The organism is Nocardia sp. NBC_00565 (genome assembly GCF_036345915.1).
Lineage (GTDB): Bacteria > Actinomycetota > Actinomycetes > Mycobacteriales > Mycobacteriaceae > Nocardia.
In genome coordinates this window covers 8,512,125-8,528,886 of the sequence record NZ_CP107785.1, presented here as the reverse complement: position 1 = coordinate 8,528,886, position 16,762 = coordinate 8,512,125, and the positions used below count along the sequence as shown (strand labels likewise).

General features: G+C 66.8%; 16 protein-coding genes. 10 read left to right on the top strand and 6 right to left on the bottom strand.

What is annotated here, in order from left to right:
- Window positions 1–15: 15 nt before the first annotated feature.
- The 3 genes from OG874_RS39370 to OG874_RS39360 form a co-directional block, all read right to left on the bottom strand.
- Entirely contained in the window at window positions 16–627 is a 612-nt protein-coding gene (locus tag OG874_RS39370) for a TetR/AcrR family transcriptional regulator (protein ID WP_330252112.1), read from the bottom strand.
- Window positions 624–1,844 (bottom strand): cytochrome P450, encoded by a 1,221-nt coding sequence (locus tag OG874_RS39365; protein WP_330252111.1) that lies wholly within the window; start codon window positions 1,842–1,844, stop codon window positions 624–626. Before OG874_RS39365 ends, OG874_RS39370 begins: the two co-directional genes overlap by 4 nt.
- An 84-nt stretch (window positions 1,845–1,928) precedes the next feature.
- The gene (locus tag OG874_RS39360) at window positions 1,929–2,528 is read right to left on the bottom strand and encodes a TetR/AcrR family transcriptional regulator (RefSeq protein ID WP_330252110.1); all 600 of its coding nucleotides are present in this window, start codon (window positions 2,526–2,528) and stop codon (window positions 1,929–1,931) included.
- A gap of 293 nt (window positions 2,529–2,821) precedes the next feature.
- On the opposite strand from OG874_RS39360, the gene OG874_RS39355 reads away from it, so the two are divergent.
- Window positions 2,822–3,154, top strand: coding sequence for a hypothetical protein (locus OG874_RS39355; RefSeq protein WP_330252109.1), 333 nt, complete (start codon window positions 2,822–2,824; stop codon window positions 3,152–3,154).
- A 55-nt stretch (window positions 3,155–3,209) separates the two neighbouring features.
- Entirely contained in the window at window positions 3,210–3,803 is a 594-nt protein-coding gene (locus OG874_RS39350; protein ID WP_330252108.1) for a protein-tyrosine phosphatase family protein, read from the top strand.
- Window positions 3,804–3,852: 49 nt separating this feature from the next.
- Here the strand turns inward: OG874_RS39350 and OG874_RS39345 are convergent, their stop codons facing one another.
- On the bottom strand, window positions 3,853–4,314 hold the full coding sequence (locus OG874_RS39345) for a hypothetical protein (RefSeq protein WP_330252107.1): 462 nt from the start codon (window positions 4,312–4,314) through the stop codon (window positions 3,853–3,855).
- 116 nt (window positions 4,315–4,430) lie between these two features.
- Between OG874_RS39345 and OG874_RS39340 the strand changes: the two genes are divergently transcribed.
- The 4 genes from OG874_RS39340 to OG874_RS39325 all read left to right on the top strand — a co-directional run bounded on the left by OG874_RS39340 (window position 4,431) and on the right by OG874_RS39325 (window position 9,615).
- Window positions 4,431–5,036 carry a PadR family transcriptional regulator gene (locus tag OG874_RS39340; RefSeq protein ID WP_330252106.1) on the top strand — a complete coding sequence of 202 codons (606 nt, stop codon included), beginning with the start codon at window positions 4,431–4,433 and terminating at the stop codon, window positions 5,034–5,036.
- 74 nt (window positions 5,037–5,110) lie between these two features.
- Window positions 5,111–7,441: a galactose oxidase-like domain-containing protein gene (locus OG874_RS39335; protein WP_330252105.1), complete on the top strand. Its 2,331-nt coding sequence runs from the start codon at window positions 5,111–5,113 to the stop codon at window positions 7,439–7,441.
- 128 nt (window positions 7,442–7,569) lie between these two features.
- Window positions 7,570–8,577, top strand: coding sequence for an adenylate/guanylate cyclase domain-containing protein (locus tag OG874_RS39330; RefSeq protein WP_330252104.1), 1,008 nt, complete (start codon window positions 7,570–7,572; stop codon window positions 8,575–8,577).
- A gap of 243 nt (window positions 8,578–8,820) precedes the next feature.
- A complete protein-coding gene (locus tag OG874_RS39325) occupies window positions 8,821–9,615 on the top strand; it encodes an RluA family pseudouridine synthase (protein WP_330252103.1) in 795 nt (264 codons plus the stop codon).
- 222 nt (window positions 9,616–9,837) lie between these two features.
- On the opposite strand, the gene OG874_RS39320 is transcribed toward OG874_RS39325, so the two are convergent.
- Complete coding sequence (locus OG874_RS39320) at window positions 9,838–10,482, bottom strand: TIGR03086 family metal-binding protein (protein ID WP_330252102.1); 645 nt, start codon at window positions 10,480–10,482, stop codon at window positions 9,838–9,840.
- An 86-nt stretch (window positions 10,483–10,568) separates the two neighbouring features.
- Between OG874_RS39320 and OG874_RS39315 the strand changes: the two genes are divergently transcribed.
- Both OG874_RS39315 and OG874_RS39310 read left to right on the top strand, forming a co-directional pair.
- Window positions 10,569–10,997, top strand: a complete 429-nt coding sequence (locus OG874_RS39315) for a MarR family winged helix-turn-helix transcriptional regulator (RefSeq protein ID WP_330252101.1) — start codon at window positions 10,569–10,571, stop codon at window positions 10,995–10,997.
- A gap of 181 nt (window positions 10,998–11,178) precedes the next feature.
- Window positions 11,179–11,958 (top strand): metallophosphoesterase, encoded by a 780-nt coding sequence (locus tag OG874_RS39310; protein ID WP_330252100.1) that lies wholly within the window; start codon window positions 11,179–11,181, stop codon window positions 11,956–11,958.
- Here the strand turns inward: OG874_RS39310 and OG874_RS39305 are convergent.
- Entirely contained in the window at window positions 11,955–13,013 is a 1,059-nt protein-coding gene (locus OG874_RS39305) for an AraC family transcriptional regulator (RefSeq protein WP_330252099.1), read from the bottom strand. The two genes, OG874_RS39310 and OG874_RS39305, sit on opposite strands and share 4 nt — an antisense overlap.
- Before the next feature lie 86 nt (window positions 13,014–13,099).
- On the opposite strand from OG874_RS39305, the gene OG874_RS39300 reads away from it, so the two are divergent.
- Both OG874_RS39300 and OG874_RS39295 read left to right on the top strand, forming a co-directional pair.
- On the top strand, window positions 13,100–14,566 hold the full coding sequence (locus tag OG874_RS39300; RefSeq protein WP_330252098.1) for a flavin-containing monooxygenase: 1,467 nt from the start codon (window positions 13,100–13,102) through the stop codon (window positions 14,564–14,566).
- A 63-nt stretch (window positions 14,567–14,629) separates the two neighbouring features.
- Window positions 14,630–16,762 carry an ABC transporter ATP-binding protein gene (locus OG874_RS39295; RefSeq protein WP_330252097.1) on the top strand — a complete coding sequence of 711 codons (2,133 nt, stop codon included), beginning with the start codon at window positions 14,630–14,632 and terminating at the stop codon, window positions 16,760–16,762.

Here is a 16,762-nt window from a genome sequence, read left to right as displayed (position 1 = left end):
GGAGTGCACTCCTAGTCAAGAGTTGGTGACGCCGCCGATGACGACCGGAACGACGAACTGCTCGAGCATGGCTCGCTCATCGGTCTCGTCCCGACCGGGGGCGGTGAGCAGCGACATGATGATGCGGGCCAGCCAGCGGGCCAGGCGGGCGCGATCGTCATCGACGGTCCGCGGCAGCAAACCCGCGGCAATAGCCTCGATGACCTCGGAGGATTGACCGATCTCATTGGCGATGCCCGCATCACCCGCGGTGAACCAGGCGATCAGTGTCGGATCGGCGCGGACCATCCGCAGCGAAGCGAGCATGACGGCGACGATGCGCTCGCCCGGATCGGCGATATCGCGGGTCTGCTCGGCGACGGCGGCCGCGACCCGGCGCGCTTCGCGGTGTACGAACGCGATGCGCAGGGCCTGGCGGTTCGGGAAGTAGCGGTACAGGGTGGCGCGCGAGCAGCCCGCGGCCCGCGCGACATCGCCCATCCCGGTGTTGGTGACACCGCGCTCGACGAACAGCCGCGCGGCGGCGTCGAGAATCTGTTCGGCCGCGATATCGGCGCGCCTGGGACGCAACCAATCTCCGGGACCACCCGGCCCACTCATCGAATCGCCGTGCGATGCCGCCCTCATCGAGACACCCGGAACGGGACGCGATCGGGCCAGCGCACGTAACTTCCCGGGGCATAACGCACGCGGTCGATATCGACGGCGAAATCCGGGCAGCGCGACAGTAACTCCTCGAGTGCGACGCATGCGACCATGCGTGCGGCGGCCGCGCCGAGGCAGTGATGGTTGCCATGACTGAAGGTCAGGATCTGCTTGGGCCGCCGCAGCACATCGAGTTCGCCTGCGGCGGGGCCGAATTCGCGTTCGTCGCGGTTGGCGGAGGCGTACAGCAGTAGCGCGCGGCGTCCGGCTGGAATGGTGCTGCCGTGGATCTCGGTGTCGCGCACCAGGGTTCGTGCCAAACCCTGCACCGGCGAGGTGAGCCGCAGGAATTCCTCGACCGCGTCCGGAATGAGCGCCGGATTCTCGATCAGCAGCCGTCGCTGATCCGGACGCTCGGTGAGCAACTGCACCGCACCGCCGAGATTGCCGGTGGTGGTGTCGTTTCCGCCGGTGATCATGGTGAACGCGAAGCCGAGGATCGAGATGATGCCCGCGTAGTCGCCGTCCGCGCCCATGCCGGCGGCGACCAGATGCGAGATGGTGTCATCGGCGGGCTCGGCGCGGCGGCGTTCGATGAGTTGGCTGAAGTACTGCATCAATTCGGCGATCGCGTCTTGGGCGTCGAGCGGACTGCCGCCGGCCGAGGCGGTCATGATGAGGTCGGTCCACTCGTCGAATTTCGGCCGATCCGCTTCGGGCACACCGAGATAATGCGCGACCACCATGCTCGGCAGCGGCTTGAACAGTTCGACGACGATATCGCCCCCACCTGCCGCGCGCAGCCGCTCCAAACGCTCGACGACGAATGCGCGCACCTGCGGTTCGACCGAGCGCACCTGACGCGGCGTGAAGCCCTTCATGACCTGTTTGCGGAAGGTGGTGTGGCCGGGTGGATCGGTGAAGACGAACGGCCGAGGCTGGGGCAGGCCGATCTCGTCGAGATCGCGGTAGTCGATGGTCAGGCCGGACGCGGAGGAGAACGTTGTGACGTCCCGAGCGGCCGCGTACACGTCCGCGTAGCGGGACAGGACGTAGTAGTCGCCGGCCGGATCATCCTCGGGCACAACGTGATGCACCGGATCGTCGGCGCGCAGCTCGGCGTACATCTGCCACGGGTCACGCCAGGTCTCCGCGGATCTCAACTCGAAACGAGGTCGGTGAGACAGCTCTGTCTGCATGGTTCGAATGTAAGACAAAATGCCAATTTTGTCTAGAACGCGTTCTAGACGCTCCCGAGAAGAAGAGTTGCCGCGGAATCGGGGCTAATCGCCGGGTGGCACCCCCATCACCAGCCGAACGAGGGTGCGCGGGAAGCCGAGTAGGCGTTCCCTTGGATACTGGCCCGGATCGTTGACCGCTAGTCTGCCGAGCATCTCGGCGACGGTCAGCAGCGAATTAGCGAGCAGTGCGGAATCCGCACCGGCCCAGCGGGGTTCGAGCGCCAGACCCATGCGCACCAGCGCCTCGGCGTGTTCGAGAATAATGGAGCGCGAATTTCTCAGTGCCTCACGATATTCGCTGGGAGCTCCGCCCGGAGTGGCGAGAATCAACCGCCAGCGCGTCGGATTCTCCAGGGCCATACCGACGAAAGCTTCCACCGTCGCCGAGGCCGCGGCGACGGGATCGGATCCGATCAAATCGGTCGGTAGGGCCGTGACCACCTGGTCCAGTCCGCGTTCGCGTTCGCGTTCCAAGAGCGCGGCGACCAACTCGGCACGGGTCTTGAAAACCGTATATAGGACGGGTTTCCCGACGCCGGCCTGCTGAGCTACCGCTTCCATGTTCAGCTCCGGCAACTCCACACGATGTAGCACCGCGAAGGCGGCATCGAGTAGCTGAGCGCGCCGCTGTTCGGGTGGCAAGCGGGGGGCATAACGCCTTTTCGGCCGTTCCGACGCGGTTCGCGATCCCGCCACTACCGCTTCACCTCCACCGGTTCATACTGACAGATATTGCTTATCATGTGGAATCGGTTCGACCGCAAGAAATTCGACCGACCAAGATACACATGTGTTGTATTCGGTAGGCAAAATTGCTACGGTTGCGTTGCATTTGCTGACGCGAAACGACGCTGGCATGAGCGCAGTCACCACCGCCGCGGCCATGCGACATCGAGCACTGGTAGATCGGGTACACGACGGAACGGGGCAAGTCGATGAGGCCGACGCCGACCGCGATCGGATTCATTCACCGAGATATTTCGGGCAGCTCACAGGCTTGGGATACGGCCCAGATCCGCAAGTTGGCAAAGCGATTGGGATATGACATCGCCGAGATCGTGCTGTTGGACTCCACTGCCACCCACATTGTCGCGGCGTTGCGCGAGGTTATCCGGGACACGGAAGCCGAAGCAGTGATCATGCCGAATCTCGCACATCTGGACAACCAACCGGCAGCACTGGTGCGGGTGTGCGACGTGATCACCGTCAACCCCGTCGAAACCTACGACCGGCACAGCCTCCCGCCGATTCGGATGCAGGCCGAGTAACCCGCGCATTCTCCCGAGCCGTCGCGGCGGCCTGGGTACCGTGGAAGCAGGCCGCGTGTCGGCCGAGAACCACGGGGAGGCAGCGATGGTGCGGATCAAGGGGATGCAGACACCCGATCCCGATGCGCCGTGGAACGAGATCATCCCCGAGCTGTGGATGGGCGGACATCATTACGGAAACGCCGATGGCGTGCGGGTTCCCGCAGTGGTCGGCACCGAATTCGACATGGTGATCAGCCTGTTCCAGGCCGAGGGGCACGGTCCGGACCCCAGCGTCGAACACCATCACCTCACGATTCCGGATGCGCCGCTACACGCCGATCAACTGACGGCGGCGCGGCAGCTGGCCACCATCGCCGCCGCCGCGGTCCGCGCGCACCGCACGGTCATGGTGCGCTGCCAATACGGTTACAACCGTTCGGGCTTGGTGGTCGCGCAGACCCTGCTGGATCTGGGCTACTCGGTCGAGGACGCCATACCCCTGATCCGCCAGCAGCGCTCACCTTATGCGCTGAACAACGAATTCTTCGTCAGCTACCTGACAACCGGCCTCGACGACGCGAGTCGAATGGCAGCTCGACAAGGCGCCCACAGCTCCGATTCGGTGTGCCTCGACAAAGCGCACCCGTGGTGTAAAGAATCGAAATGACAAGCGCCCCAACCTCGGCGCAAACCGAGATCGGGGCACTGATCGCCGCTCAACGCGGGCTGTTGGCCGGATCGGCGACGGTCGGATGCGCGCCTTCACGGTGGGCGCGGCGGGCGTCCTCGAAGAACTCACGGGAGAACATCGCCGACAGCACGGCTATCCCGGCGCGGTGCACGCGGAATTCACTGCGGGTGCTGGTGCCGGTGAGCCGGATGACCCGCCCCGCGGCGTCCTGGGGGCACGCGAAATCCTTCACCCGGCCGCGGCCGGTCCAGCGCAGCGCGGTCTGGTCGATGACGGCGTCGTCCGGGACGAGCAGCTTCACCATGGCGTGGTCGAGATCGGCGTGCAACACGATCTCGCCATCGCCCGCGATCCGCGGCGAGCGCAGGTCGATGACGACGCTGCCGTAGCGGGCGGTGACATCGAAGGTGTCCGCGTCGGTCCAGTTGCCGAGGCGCTTGGCGGTCTCGTGGTCGACGTGGATCCGGGTGGTGGTCTTGGCGGTCATTTTCGGTCCTTTCGGGCGGTGGCTTCTGCTGATGAACCAATAGTGGCATACAAACTAGTTTCTTTGCAACTAGTTTGTAGGAACCTAGTTGTCCGGACACCACTAGAATGGTCGGTATGACGGCATCGACGCAGTTCAAGCGCTCTCCCCTGGCGATGGCGCTGCTCGGCATCCTGCATCTGGAACCGATGCACCCCTATGCGATCCAGCGGCGGATCAAGGAGTGGGGCAAGGACAAGGTCGTCAATGTCGCCCAGCGCGCCGCGCTCTACAAGACGATCGCCAGGCTCCAGGAGGCCGGACTGGTCACCGTCCGTGAGACCGGCCGAGATCAGCAATATCCGGAGCGGACCGTCTACGAGATCACCGAAGCGGGCCGCGCGGCCTGCGCGAACTGGCTGGCCGAGATGCTCGGCGAGCCGCGCAACGAATATCCGGAATTCCCTGCCGCGCTGTCATTCCTGATGCTGCTCGGCCCCGACGGCGCCCGCACCGAACTGGAGCGGCGCGCAACGTCGGTGCGCACCGAACTCGCCCAGATAGATACCGACGCGACGCAGGCCGCCGCGATGCACCTACCCCGGGTGGTGATGTTGGAGGACGAATACCAGCGTGCCGTCACCGAGGCCGAATTGCGTTGGCTCGACGGTGTTATCGCCGATCTGGCGGCGGGCACCCTCACCTGGTCCCGGGAATCGCTGCTGCCCTACCAACAGCCCTAGCGGGTTCCGGACAACAGCCGACAACTTCGGCGCAAGCGGCGCGGAAGATCGCTTTCGGGACGACGATGTAATGCGTGGCAGGACAATTCGTTCCGATCCCCGACTGGTTCGCATGGGAGAACCAGGATTGCGGCATCGCGATCGCGGATCTCGACGGTGACGGCACCCCCGATGTCGTCGTACTCATGGTGGACGACCCGCAGGGCCAGAACACCGGCAACTATCGGGTGGGCAAGGGTTTGGCCGCCGATGGTTCGACGCAGGCCTGGGGACCGTGGCTGCCGGTGCCGGATTGGTTCGGCGGGGAGAACCAGGGCGCGGGCATCGCGATCGCCGATCTGAACGGTAACGGCCAGTTCGATCTGGTGGTGTTCGTCGTGGACAATCCGCCCGGCCAGAACCAGGGCTACTACCGGATCGGACGTGATCTGGCCGCCGATGGCACGGTGACCGGCGGGTGGACACCGTGGATCGCGGTACCGGACTGGTACGGCTGGGAAAACCAGGGCGCCGATATCTGCCTCACCACGATCGACGGGCAGACCACCCTGGTCGTGTTGACCGTCGACAATCCGCCGGGCCAGAACAGCGGGCAGTTCCGGCTGGCCAAGGGCTTGACCGCGGACGGGACGGTCGGCGAATGGACGCCCTGGGTCGCGGTGCCCGACTGGTACGGCTGGGAAAACCAGGGCGTGGGTATCGCGGCCGCGGATCTCGATGGCGACGGCAGGCCGGAGCTGATCGTATTCGCGGTGGACAATCCCGAGGGCGTGAACACCGGCGTGTACACCATCGGCTGGGGGCTGGAAGGATCCGGTCACGCGGTCGACGGGTGGAGCGTCTGGACCCAGACCCAGTGGGGATTCGCCGAAAACCAGGGCGCGGCAGTGGCTTTGCTGCCACACGAGGGTGCCCCGCCGGAGCTGGTGATATTCACCATCGACGCACCGGAGGGCCCCAACGCCGGCTACCTGCGGGTGCTCGAGTTGGAGACCGATCTGACGCATGCGCCGCATATGGGCCTGTGGCGCATCCTCGATTTCGGCACCGAGATCAACCCGGTGCACGCCGCCCTGCTGAACACCGGCGACGTGCTGTTCTTCGCCGGTTCCGGCAATGATCCCGATAAGCACGACGCGCACGAATTCCGCACGCGCGTTTGGCATTACCCGAAACCGGGCTTGAGCGCGCCCGATACCCCGATCGATCTGTTCTGCGTCGGCCATGCGTTCCTGCCGGACGGCAGACTGCTCGCGGCGGGTGGGACCGAACGCTACGACCCGTTCTACGGCCTCAAGGACGCGCTCATCTTCGATCCGTCGAATCTGACCTGGAATACCAAGCCGGACATGGCCTTCGGTCGCTGGTATCCGGCACTGGCACCGCTGCCGAGCGGCAATATCGTCGCGATATCCGGCCTCGGCGCCGACAACTTCCTCTCCGTCGTCCCGGAGCTCTTCGACGCCGGCACCGAAACCTGGTCACAGCTGCCCGCACCCGGTCCGATCCCGATGTACGGCCATCTCGTGCTGCTCACCGACGGCAGGTTGTTCTACACCGGCGGCCAGTACGGCGCGAACAACGGTATGCGCCCGTCGATCTGGGATCCGGCGACCGGGGCCACCACCGAGGTACCCGGCCTCACCGACCCGGGATCGCGCAATCAATCCGCCAGCGTGCTGCTGCCGCCTGCGCAACAGCAGCGCGTCATGATCCTCGGCGGTGGCGGCTTCGATATGCACAGTCCCGCACCGGCTTTGGCCGATACCAGGATCGTCGACCTGACCGCGGCGACACCGGAGTATCAACCCGCGCCGCCGATGGACCATGCCAGGATGCACCTGAGCGCGGTTCTGCTCCCCGACCGTACGGTGCTGGCCACCGGCGGTTCCGGCATGGAGGAGATGGCGCACGACGCGCCACCGCATGCCGAGATCTTCGACCCGGCGATGAATACCTGGATGCACACCGCACCCTGCCGGGTGCCACGGCTGTACCACTCCATCGCCCTGCTCACCCCCGATGGCAAGGTGATCACCGCCGGCTCGAATCCCGCGCGCAAGACCGAGGAATTGCGCATCGAAACCTATTGGCCGCCTTATCTTTTCCAGGGTGAGCGGCCACAGCTGGAACTCGCGACGGGCACCGTCACCTACGGCGCGACCATGACCGCGACCAGCACCGCGCCCCTGCGCGAGGTCAATCTGGTCCGCCCCGGCGCGTGCACCCACTCCTCCGATAACGAGCAGCGCCTGATCGATCTCGAATTCACCCCCACCGCACCGGATTCGGTGAAGATCACGCTGCCGTCGAATCCGGCGCTCGCGCCGCCGGGCTGGTACCTGATGTTCGTCGTGAACGACCAGGGCCTGCCATCGACCGGACAGTGGCTGCATCTGAGCTGACCCCGCCGCGCTGCTGTCGCACCCGCCGATTGTGACCGTTCACAGTCCTCGACCGGGGCGACCGTGCGGTCACTGTCGACTGCTCGGTTGCGGCCATCGGCACCCGCCCGGCCCGTAAGGTACCGATCATGGTTCCCACCGAGATATCCGAGCTGGTCGAGTCGGTCGTGGAGTCGTATCTGCTCGACGGACCGCGCCGCTACAACCGGACCCAGGTCGCCGAACAATCCGGAACGACCACCGACCTCACCAAACGGCTGTGGATGGCGCTCGGCTTCCCGGCCGGTGTCGATGACACCGCCGTCGACTACACCGACGCCGATATCGCCGCGGTCCGCAATTTCCGCGCGCTCAACGTGCTCTCCTCCGCCGATTCCCGACAGCAGGCCGCGACCGCGCGCACCCTCGGCCAGGGCATGGCGCGACTCGCGGAATGGCAGGTCGACCTGGTACTCGACGAGATCCGCGGTCGCATCGCCGGGGCAGTGCCCGGCGCCGACCCGGCCGAGACCGCCCGCACTGCCACCGAGGCGGCCATCTCCACCCTCGAACAGCTCAACAACTACGCCTGGCGGCGCCATCTCGCCGCGGCACTGGCCCGTTCCCTCGACCCGGGCACCACCGCGGGTGAAGCGGTCCGGGAGTTGGCGGTCGGCTTCGCCGATATGGTCGGCTACACCCGGCTCACCAGGCACTTGCATCCGGACGAATTATCGATGCTGCTCGAAGCGTTCGAATCCACCACCACCGCCGCAATCACCGAGAACGGCGGCTGGGTCATCAAGAACGTCGGCGACGAAGTCATGTTCGCGGCCGAGGATCCGGCCGACGCGGCGCGGATCGCACTGGCCATCCAAGAGAGCACGATGATGGTCGGCGGCACTCCCGAACTGCGCGTCGCGGTGGCCTACGGTCCGGTGCTACAGCGCTTCGGTGACCTATACGGCTCGGTGGTCAATATCGCCTCCCGCCTCACCGGCGTCGCCCGCCCCGGCAGCGTCATGATCGACGACCATGCCGCCTTGGCGCTGGACGGCAACCCGGAATTCGACATCCGCAACCTCCGCAGCGTCCGCGTCCGCGGCTTCAACCGCCTGCGTCCGCACGTGCTCCGCCGCAACGGCAAGTACCGGTAGCTGTGTTGGATTTGGCGCACCTGCGCCACGGCGTGTTCCCGGTCCCGATTTCTCGCTGACCCTTTCGAGCGATCTACAAGCCATCGCTAGCGGCTGTGCCGTCGAGACTCGCGCATGCACTCGGCTGTGTTCAACGGCGATGCTCTTTCGGCGCGGACACGAGATGGGCCGCGAACGCCGCTCGCAAGGACCCGATCCTGGTCGCTCGGGTGGGTGCGCCGCGCGACGACCTAAGCTCGACCGGTGGAATTCCAGTGGGCCGAGTTGCGCAAGAGCTGCGTCGTCGAGGAGGACGCGGCGGTGTTGGCGTTGAACAAGCCGGCCGGGATTTCGGTGACCGGGGAGCGGCACGACAGCGATATCGTCGAGGCGGCGGCCGCGGCGGGGGAAACGCTCTATCCGGTGCACCGGATCGACAAGGTGACCTCCGGGCTGGTCCTGCTGGCCAAGGAGTTGGGTGCGCACGGGCAGCTGACCAGGCAGTTCAACAAGCAGACGGCGGAGAAGGCGTATCTGGCGATTGTCGAGTCGACCGGGCTGCCCGATCGGGGCGTCATCGAGCTGCCGCTCAGCGTCGGCCGTAAGAACCGGGTGCGGATCGCCGCGCCTCGCGAGAGCATTCGTGCGCAGGCGGGACGCTGGTTCGTCGATGACGCGGATCTGTTGGCCGCCAAGAACTATCCGTCGGTCACCGAGTTCAGCACGGTCCTGCGCACCGATGAGCGGACCGTGCTCGCGGTCCGCCCGATCACCGGCCGACGCCACCAGATCCGGGTGCACCTGGCCTGGATCGGGCATCCGATCGTCGGCGACCCGCTGTTCGACAAATCCGCCCGGTACGACCGGACCCATCTGCACTCCTGGCAGCTCGGCCTGGTCGCACCCTGGCGCACTCCCCCGGAACTCGCCCTGCGGGCGACACCGGATGCCGACTTCTGGCGACCGGTGCACGCCGATCCGGCAGCCGCCGAAGCGACACTCCGGCGGGCCGACGAATTGCTGCGCGGCAGCCGATCACCGCTGCCCGCAAGCGAATAGGCCCGACGTCCACCGATACAGAACTGCGGCACCGTCCCGAATGCGCTACGGATCGACATCTTGGATGTCGCACAGGTCGCCGGGCGCGATTACGACGCCGCCGCAGGTCACCAGGTGCGGCCCGACTACATCCACCGACTCACGGGCCTGAGCGGGCAAACGCATCACGGTGGCAGAATTGCCGTCGCCGACACCGCACCCGGCATGCGCTCGCCTCGCGGACTACTCGGGCCAGCTGGGCGAGCGCCCGAGAATCGCCACGATCTCGTCCAGCGTGGAGTCACCCGACCACGCGACCTCCGGAGCGAACGCCGCACCCGGCGCCAACCGCGCCTTACCGCCCGGCACCACCTGGGCGACCGGTAGTGCCGCCGCGAGCAGGTCATCGTCGAAACGCACTGTCCGCCCGAGTGTTCGGGCGACATCCCACGAGTGCACGACGTAGTCGATGAAGTGAAAGCTCACCGCCTCGGCCCCGGAGAATTCGAAGTCCCTGGTGAACTCCGGCAGCGGGAAGGTCCGCTCGAGTACGCCGTCCTCAGCGAAGGACGCGAGCACATGTTCGGCGGCGGCCCGGTACTCCGCGACCGGGTCCGGACCGAGGGGACGCAGCCGCCATAGCGACAGGTCGCCCTCGCCGCGCGAGGCGGCCGCGAAACCGTAGTGCTGGGTGATCATGTGCGCAAGCAGCCCGTGCAGCGTCCAGCCCGCACAGGGCGTGGGCTTGGCCAGATCGGCTGCCGTGACCTGGGAAACCACATCGATGCTGGTGCGCACGGTTTGCGCGTTGAGCGCGCTGAGATCGACCTTTGCCCCCAGCTCATCAAGGGTGCGCAGGGCGGCACCGGTATCGGAATCGGTGGTCATGTCAGTCCTCTCGATACATCCATAATGATAATCACCTGCCTATCGTATGCTCATGCTTATCATATGCCAAGAAGTATTTTCTACTCATGCCGGAAGTGAAGCGCCCCGATCTCGCCGCGATGCTCGCGCCGCTCGGCCGCGCCCTCGTCGCGGCGGAGCTGCCCGTACTCGAGCGGCACGGACTGACGATGTGGGGTTATGTGGTCCTGCTCGGCTTGGGCGACGAACCCGTCTACACCCAGGCCGCACTGGCCAAAAAGATCCGCGCGGACAAGACCCGCATCATCGGTGTACTCGACGAACTCCAGCAGCGCGGGCTCATCCGGCGCGATCCGGATCCGGCCGACCGCCGCGCGCGCCTGGTCTCGCTCACCCCGACCGGCCGGACCACCCGCGACCAGGCGCAACGCGAGATCCAGGAGCAGGAGGACCGGCTGCTGTCGCAGCTGCCCGCGGCCGATCGCAAAGTATTCCTGCGGTCGCTGCGGACGCTGTCGGAATCGGTCACGGACTGATCGGATCCGAAACCCACGGGTACCGCTGTGCCCGCCGCCACTACCGACCCCACGGCCCGATACCGGTGGTCGGCCTCATGACGACACGGAACGCGCAGGTCATCTAGCCTGAAGACGTGCCCCGCGCGACATCGGCACACTCTGCCGCAACGGAGCGATCCCCCAGAGAAAGCGAACGCTGATGATCTTGGTGGCTCAGATCAGCGATACCCACTTCGACCTCGGCGCTCGCAACGCCGAACGCGCCGAGCGGGTACTCGCGTATCTCGCCGATCTGCGGCGCAGGCCCGACGTCATCCTGGTGACCGGTGATGTCACCGATTCCGGCAAGCCCGAGCAGTACGCCGAGGCGCGCGTGGTGCTCGCTGCCGATATCCCGGTCTATCCGATTCCGGGCAACCACGACGACCGCGCCGCCTTCCGCACCGCCCTACTCGGCGAGCCCGCTTCGTCGGCGCCGATCAACCACGCACACCGCGTCGGCAATCTGACCGTTGCCCTGCTGGATTCGAGTATTCCGGGCGAAGCCAGCGGCCGACTGACCGAGGAGACCTACGACTGGCTGCGCGGTGTACTCGCCGCCGCACCCGCCGACGCACCCATTCTCCTTGCGCTGCACCATCCGCCCGCGCACCTGTTCAGCCCGGTCATCGATGAGATCTCGCTGACCGAGCCGGAGAAACTGGCCGAGGTCGTCGCCTCCGACGAACGCATCGTCGGTGTGATCACCGGGCACGCGCACTCCTCGGCCGCGACCACCTTCGCGGGCCGTCCGCTGCTCATCGCGCCGAGCACCGCATCGGTCCTCGGCGGCGAGTGGGAGCTAGAACTGCCCGACCGCGTCATGGACTACGCGCCCGATCCCGCCCTAGCCCTCCATGTGATCGACGAAAACCACCGCATGACAACGCATTTCCGCAGCGTGGCAATGGGCGGCTGGATCAGCGTGCAGCCCGCCTAGCGCCGCACGGCGCGGGCCCTGCGGTATGCCGCCGGTGTCGCGCCGGTCCAGCGCTTGAACGCGTAGATGAAGGTGGAAGATTCGGCATAACCGAGCCGGATCGCCACATCGCTCACCGAAAGCGGTGTGGCGGTGAGCATCTCCTCGGCGAGCGCACGGCGGACCTCGTCCAGCAGCGCGCGATAGCTGGTGCCCGCGGCGTCGAGGTGGCGGCGCAGGGTGCGGGTGCTCATATTGAGATCGCGTGCCACGGCGTCGATTCCGAGCGGTGCGGCGAAACCGTCGGCGCCGCCGGGGACCAGCAGTTCACGCACCTCGGCCGCGATGCCGGTACGCGCGCGGCGGCGGTCCACCAGATCCCGGCATTGCGCCAGGCACATGGCCCAGGTGTGCTCATTCGCCTGCGGCAGTGGCTGTTCCAGCAGCACCGGATCGATGGCGAACAGGTTGTGCGGCCGGCCGAAGCGCGGCCGAACCTGAGTGACCGCCATGATCCGATCGGCGTATGTCGGTTCGGGAAAACGGAATTCGGCCCTGGTGAGCGGCAACTGCCTGCCGATCAGATCGCACATGACCTGATGCATGGCGGTGACATCGCGTTCGACCAGGAACTGGCGGACATCGGCGGGAATCGATTCGTCGTGCACCCACGCGATGAATTCACCGTCGCCCCACTCCGCGACGGGCAGGCAGAAGGTGAAGCTCAGTTCCAGAAAGCGCAGCGCGAACGAGATCGCCTCGCCGAGCGTGGGACTGCTCACGCAGGCGAAGCCGAAGATCCCGAAGGTGGTGATCCGGTAGCGGCGGCCGATCTCGACGCCGAGCGCAGGTTTGTCGGCCAGTTCGCGGACCAGATTGCGGATCACGGCGAGTTCGATCCGCGCGTCGATCTGGACGTCCGGGTCGTGCAGCTGCGCCTCGGTGAGCCCGGTTCCGGCGAGCATGGGCGCGGCGGGCACCGCGTGCTCATCGGCGTAGCCGACCATCAGCGCCACGCTGGCGATGCCGCGCGGAAAGTTCCAGTCGCGGATTCCCGGATCCTGCACCCGCTCCACAGCGGACCATTATGGCCGAAAATCTCGATGTCAGGATCGGACGGTCCTAGAGTGGAACTCATCCACCCTGTTGTGAGGAGTGTCACATGACAGCTGGCGAGCGGCCGTCGGTCATCATCATCGGTGCTGGATTCGGCGGCATCGGGATGGCAATAGAGCTGCGGCGCAATGGTTTCGACGATATCGCCATCCTGGAGCGCGGGGCCGACATCGGCGGCGTCTGGCGGGAGAACACCTATCCGGGCGCGGCCTGCGATGTGCCCTCGCCGCTGTACTCGTTCTCCTACGAGCCCAAGCCGGACTGGCCGCAGCGCTACTCGGGTCAGGCCGCGATCCACGATTACCTGCGTGGCGTCGCCGAGCGACACCGGCTGTTGGACGCGATCCGTTTCGGCGCCGAGGTGACCGACGCCGAATTCGACGACGGCTCCGGCCGCTGGACCGTGCGGACAACCGATGGCACGGCCCGCACCGCCGACGTGCTGATCCCCGCGGTCGGCCAGCTGTCCCGGCCCGCCCTGCCGAGCATTCCCGGCATCGATACCTTCACCGGCCAGGCCTTCCACTCCGCCGAATGGGACCACGGCGTCGAGCTGACCGGCAAACGCGTCGCCTGCATCGGCACCGGCGCCAGCGCCATCCAGTACATCCCGCAGATCCAACCGCGGGTCGAGCACCTCACGCTGTTCCAGCGCACACCGGCCTGGGTGCTGCCCAAATTCGACACCGACTACACCCCGATCCAGCACAAACTCTTCGCCCGGCTGCCCGGCGCGCTGCTCGTCGAACGCTTCGGGTGGTGGGCCATCGCCGAATTCGTCGCGCTCGGCCTGGTCGAATTCCCGTGGATCGTACGGCTCGTCGGCCGGATCGCGACGAAACATCTGGAAGAGCAGGTCCCGGACCCGCAGCTGCGCGCCAAGCTCACCCCCGACTATCCGATCGGTTGCAAGCGCGGACTGTTCTCCAACGACTACTACCCGGCGCTGACCGAATCGAATGTACTGGTGGAGACCACCGCTATCACCGAAATCGTCCCCAACGGCGTGCGCACCGCCGACGGCGCGGTGCACGAGGCGGACGTGATCATCTACGGCACCGGATTCAAAGGCACCGAATTCCTCTGGCCAATGAACATTTACGGCCGCGCGGGCGGCAAGCTCTCCGATGCCTGGCAGGGCGGCGCGCACGCCTACTGCGGCATCACCGTGCCCGACTTCCCGAATCTGTTCCTGGTCTACGGCCCCAACACCAACCTCGGTGTCGGCTCGATCATCTACATGATCGAATCGCAGGCCCGCTATATCCGCCAGGCTGTGCAACTGCTCGCCGCGCGCCCCGGCCACGTGCTCGAGGTGCGTCCCGAGACCGAAGAACGGTTCAACACCGCGATCCAGGAACGCCTCGCGCGCACACCGTGGAACTTCTGCTCCAGCTGGTACCGCACCGCCTCCGGTCGCATCACGAACAACTGGCCAGGCATGCAGCTCGCCTATCGCCGTCGCGTCCGCAAGCTCGATGCCGACGATTACGAGCTGACCCGTGTTGCCTGATAGCACACACTCTCCACAGGAAGAGCACACAAACTATCCACCCGAAGCTGGCAGACTTGTTGCGTGAGTGATCTGCCCAGCACCAACGAGTTAGCCATCGTGCGCGGCCCACTGCGCCCGATCGAGCTGGCCGCCGGGGCGGTGCTCGGCGGCGCCACCGTCGGATTGGTGACCGTCGGGGCGGTGATCCCGTTCGCCGCCGCACTGCAACTGGTCGCCGCGGTGCCGTTGGCCATGATCGCGCACCGCTACCGGCTGCGCGCCCTGGTCACCGCGACCGGCGCGGCCGCACTGGTCAGCTTCGTCGCCGCGGGCATCGTGCCCGCCTTCGGCATCGTCAGCACCGCGACCATCGCGGGCATCATCGGCATCGTGAAACGGCGGCGCGGCGGATTGCCCGCGGTGCTCGGGTTATCGGTGGTCGCCAGTGTCGGGTTCGCGGCCTTCGCCATCGGATCGCTGCTGGTGCTGTCCCGGTCCCGGACGCTGCTGTTCAGCACCATCCGCAGCACCGCGGACGGTCTGGAGAACCTCGCGGCCCGGCAACCGCAACTGGCACCGCTCGGGCGTGGCGCCGCCGACGCCGCCGACGCCGCGATCCGCTGGTGGTGGGCCCTGGTCGGCGGCGGTGTCGTGGCCGGCATCATCGCGACGGCGGTCTTCTCCTGGTTCGTGCTCGGTTCGGTGCTCGACCGACTGGCCTGGTTACCGAGCCAGGATCGGCTCGACGCACCGCCCGACAACCGGCCCATCGCGCCGCTGCCGGTACGGCTGCGCGGCGTCGGCTTCCGCTACCCCGGCAGGTCGGTCGACGCGCTGACCGGGATCGATCTCACGGTCGAGATCGGTGAATTCGTCGCCGTCGTCGGCCACAACGGATCCGGGAAATCCACGCTGACCCGGCTGCTCGCCGGCCGCCCGCCGACCACGGGCAGTGTCGACCGGCCAGGCGCGGCGGGGCTCGGCCACCTGGGCGGCACCGCACTGGTGCTGCAACGGCCGGAGAGTCAGACCCTCGGCGTACTCGTCGCCGACGATGTGGTGTGGGGCCTGTCCACCGAACTCGCCGCGGCGGTCGATATCGAGAGCCTGTTGCGCGAGGTCGGCCTGGACGGCATGGGTGATCGGGAGACCACCACCCTCTCCGGCGGTCAGCAGCAGCGACTTGCGGTCGCCGCGGCGCTGGCCCGCCGCCCCGCCCTGCTCATCGCCGACGAAGCCACCTCGATGATCGACCCAGAGGGCCGCCGCGATCTGGTCGCACTGCTCGCCGAACTGCCGAAACGCCATCCCATGGCGGTCATACTGGTGACCCATCACGAGGCCGATGCGGCCGCGGCCGACCGGGTGGTGCACCTGGCCGCCGGCCGGACCGTCGAGCGGCTGCCCGCCTGGCCGCGGCCGGTGCGCGAGATCCGGTGCCGACCGATGGGCGAGACCATACTGCGGTTACGCGATGTCCGGCACACCTACAACCGCGGAACTCCCTGGGCGGCACCGGCTTTGCACGGCGTCGATCTGACCGTGCGCCGCGGCGAGGCGCTACTCGTGGTGGGCGGCAATGGATCCGGTAAGTCCACGCTGGCCTGGATCATGGCCGGATTGATCGACCCCAGTTCCGGCCGTTGCGAATTGCACGACAAGCCGATCGCCAAGCAGATCGGCCAGGTCGAGCTGGCCTTCCAGCACTCGCGGTTGCAGTTGCACAAGCAGACGGTCGGTGACGAGATCGCGGACTGGGGCGGGCGGGCGACCGGCTCGGGCGCGGTCGGACGCGCGCTGGACGCGGTCGGTCTCGATCGGGCACTCGCCGCCCGATCCATCGAAGAACTCAGCGGCGGGCAGGCCAAGCGGGTCGTGCTCGCGGCCATCGTGGCCAGCCGCGCGCCGGTCGTCGTGCTCGACGAGCCACTGGCCGGACTGGACCCCGAGGGCCGGACCGATGTCGTGGAACTGCTTGCCCGCCTACGGGATTCCGGGCTCACGCTGATCGTCATCTCACATGACGTGCACGATATGGCCGCGGTCTGTGATCGGACCGTTCATCTGGAGGCCGGGCAAATCTTGGAGGCCGACCCTGCGCGCGATATCGCCGCGGCCACGAATACGCCTGCGCACCAGCCGGATTCCCGCCCGACGGTCCCCGGACCCCGGCCCGGCGATCCGGCGTGGCGGCTCGGGAACGGAGGGCGTTGA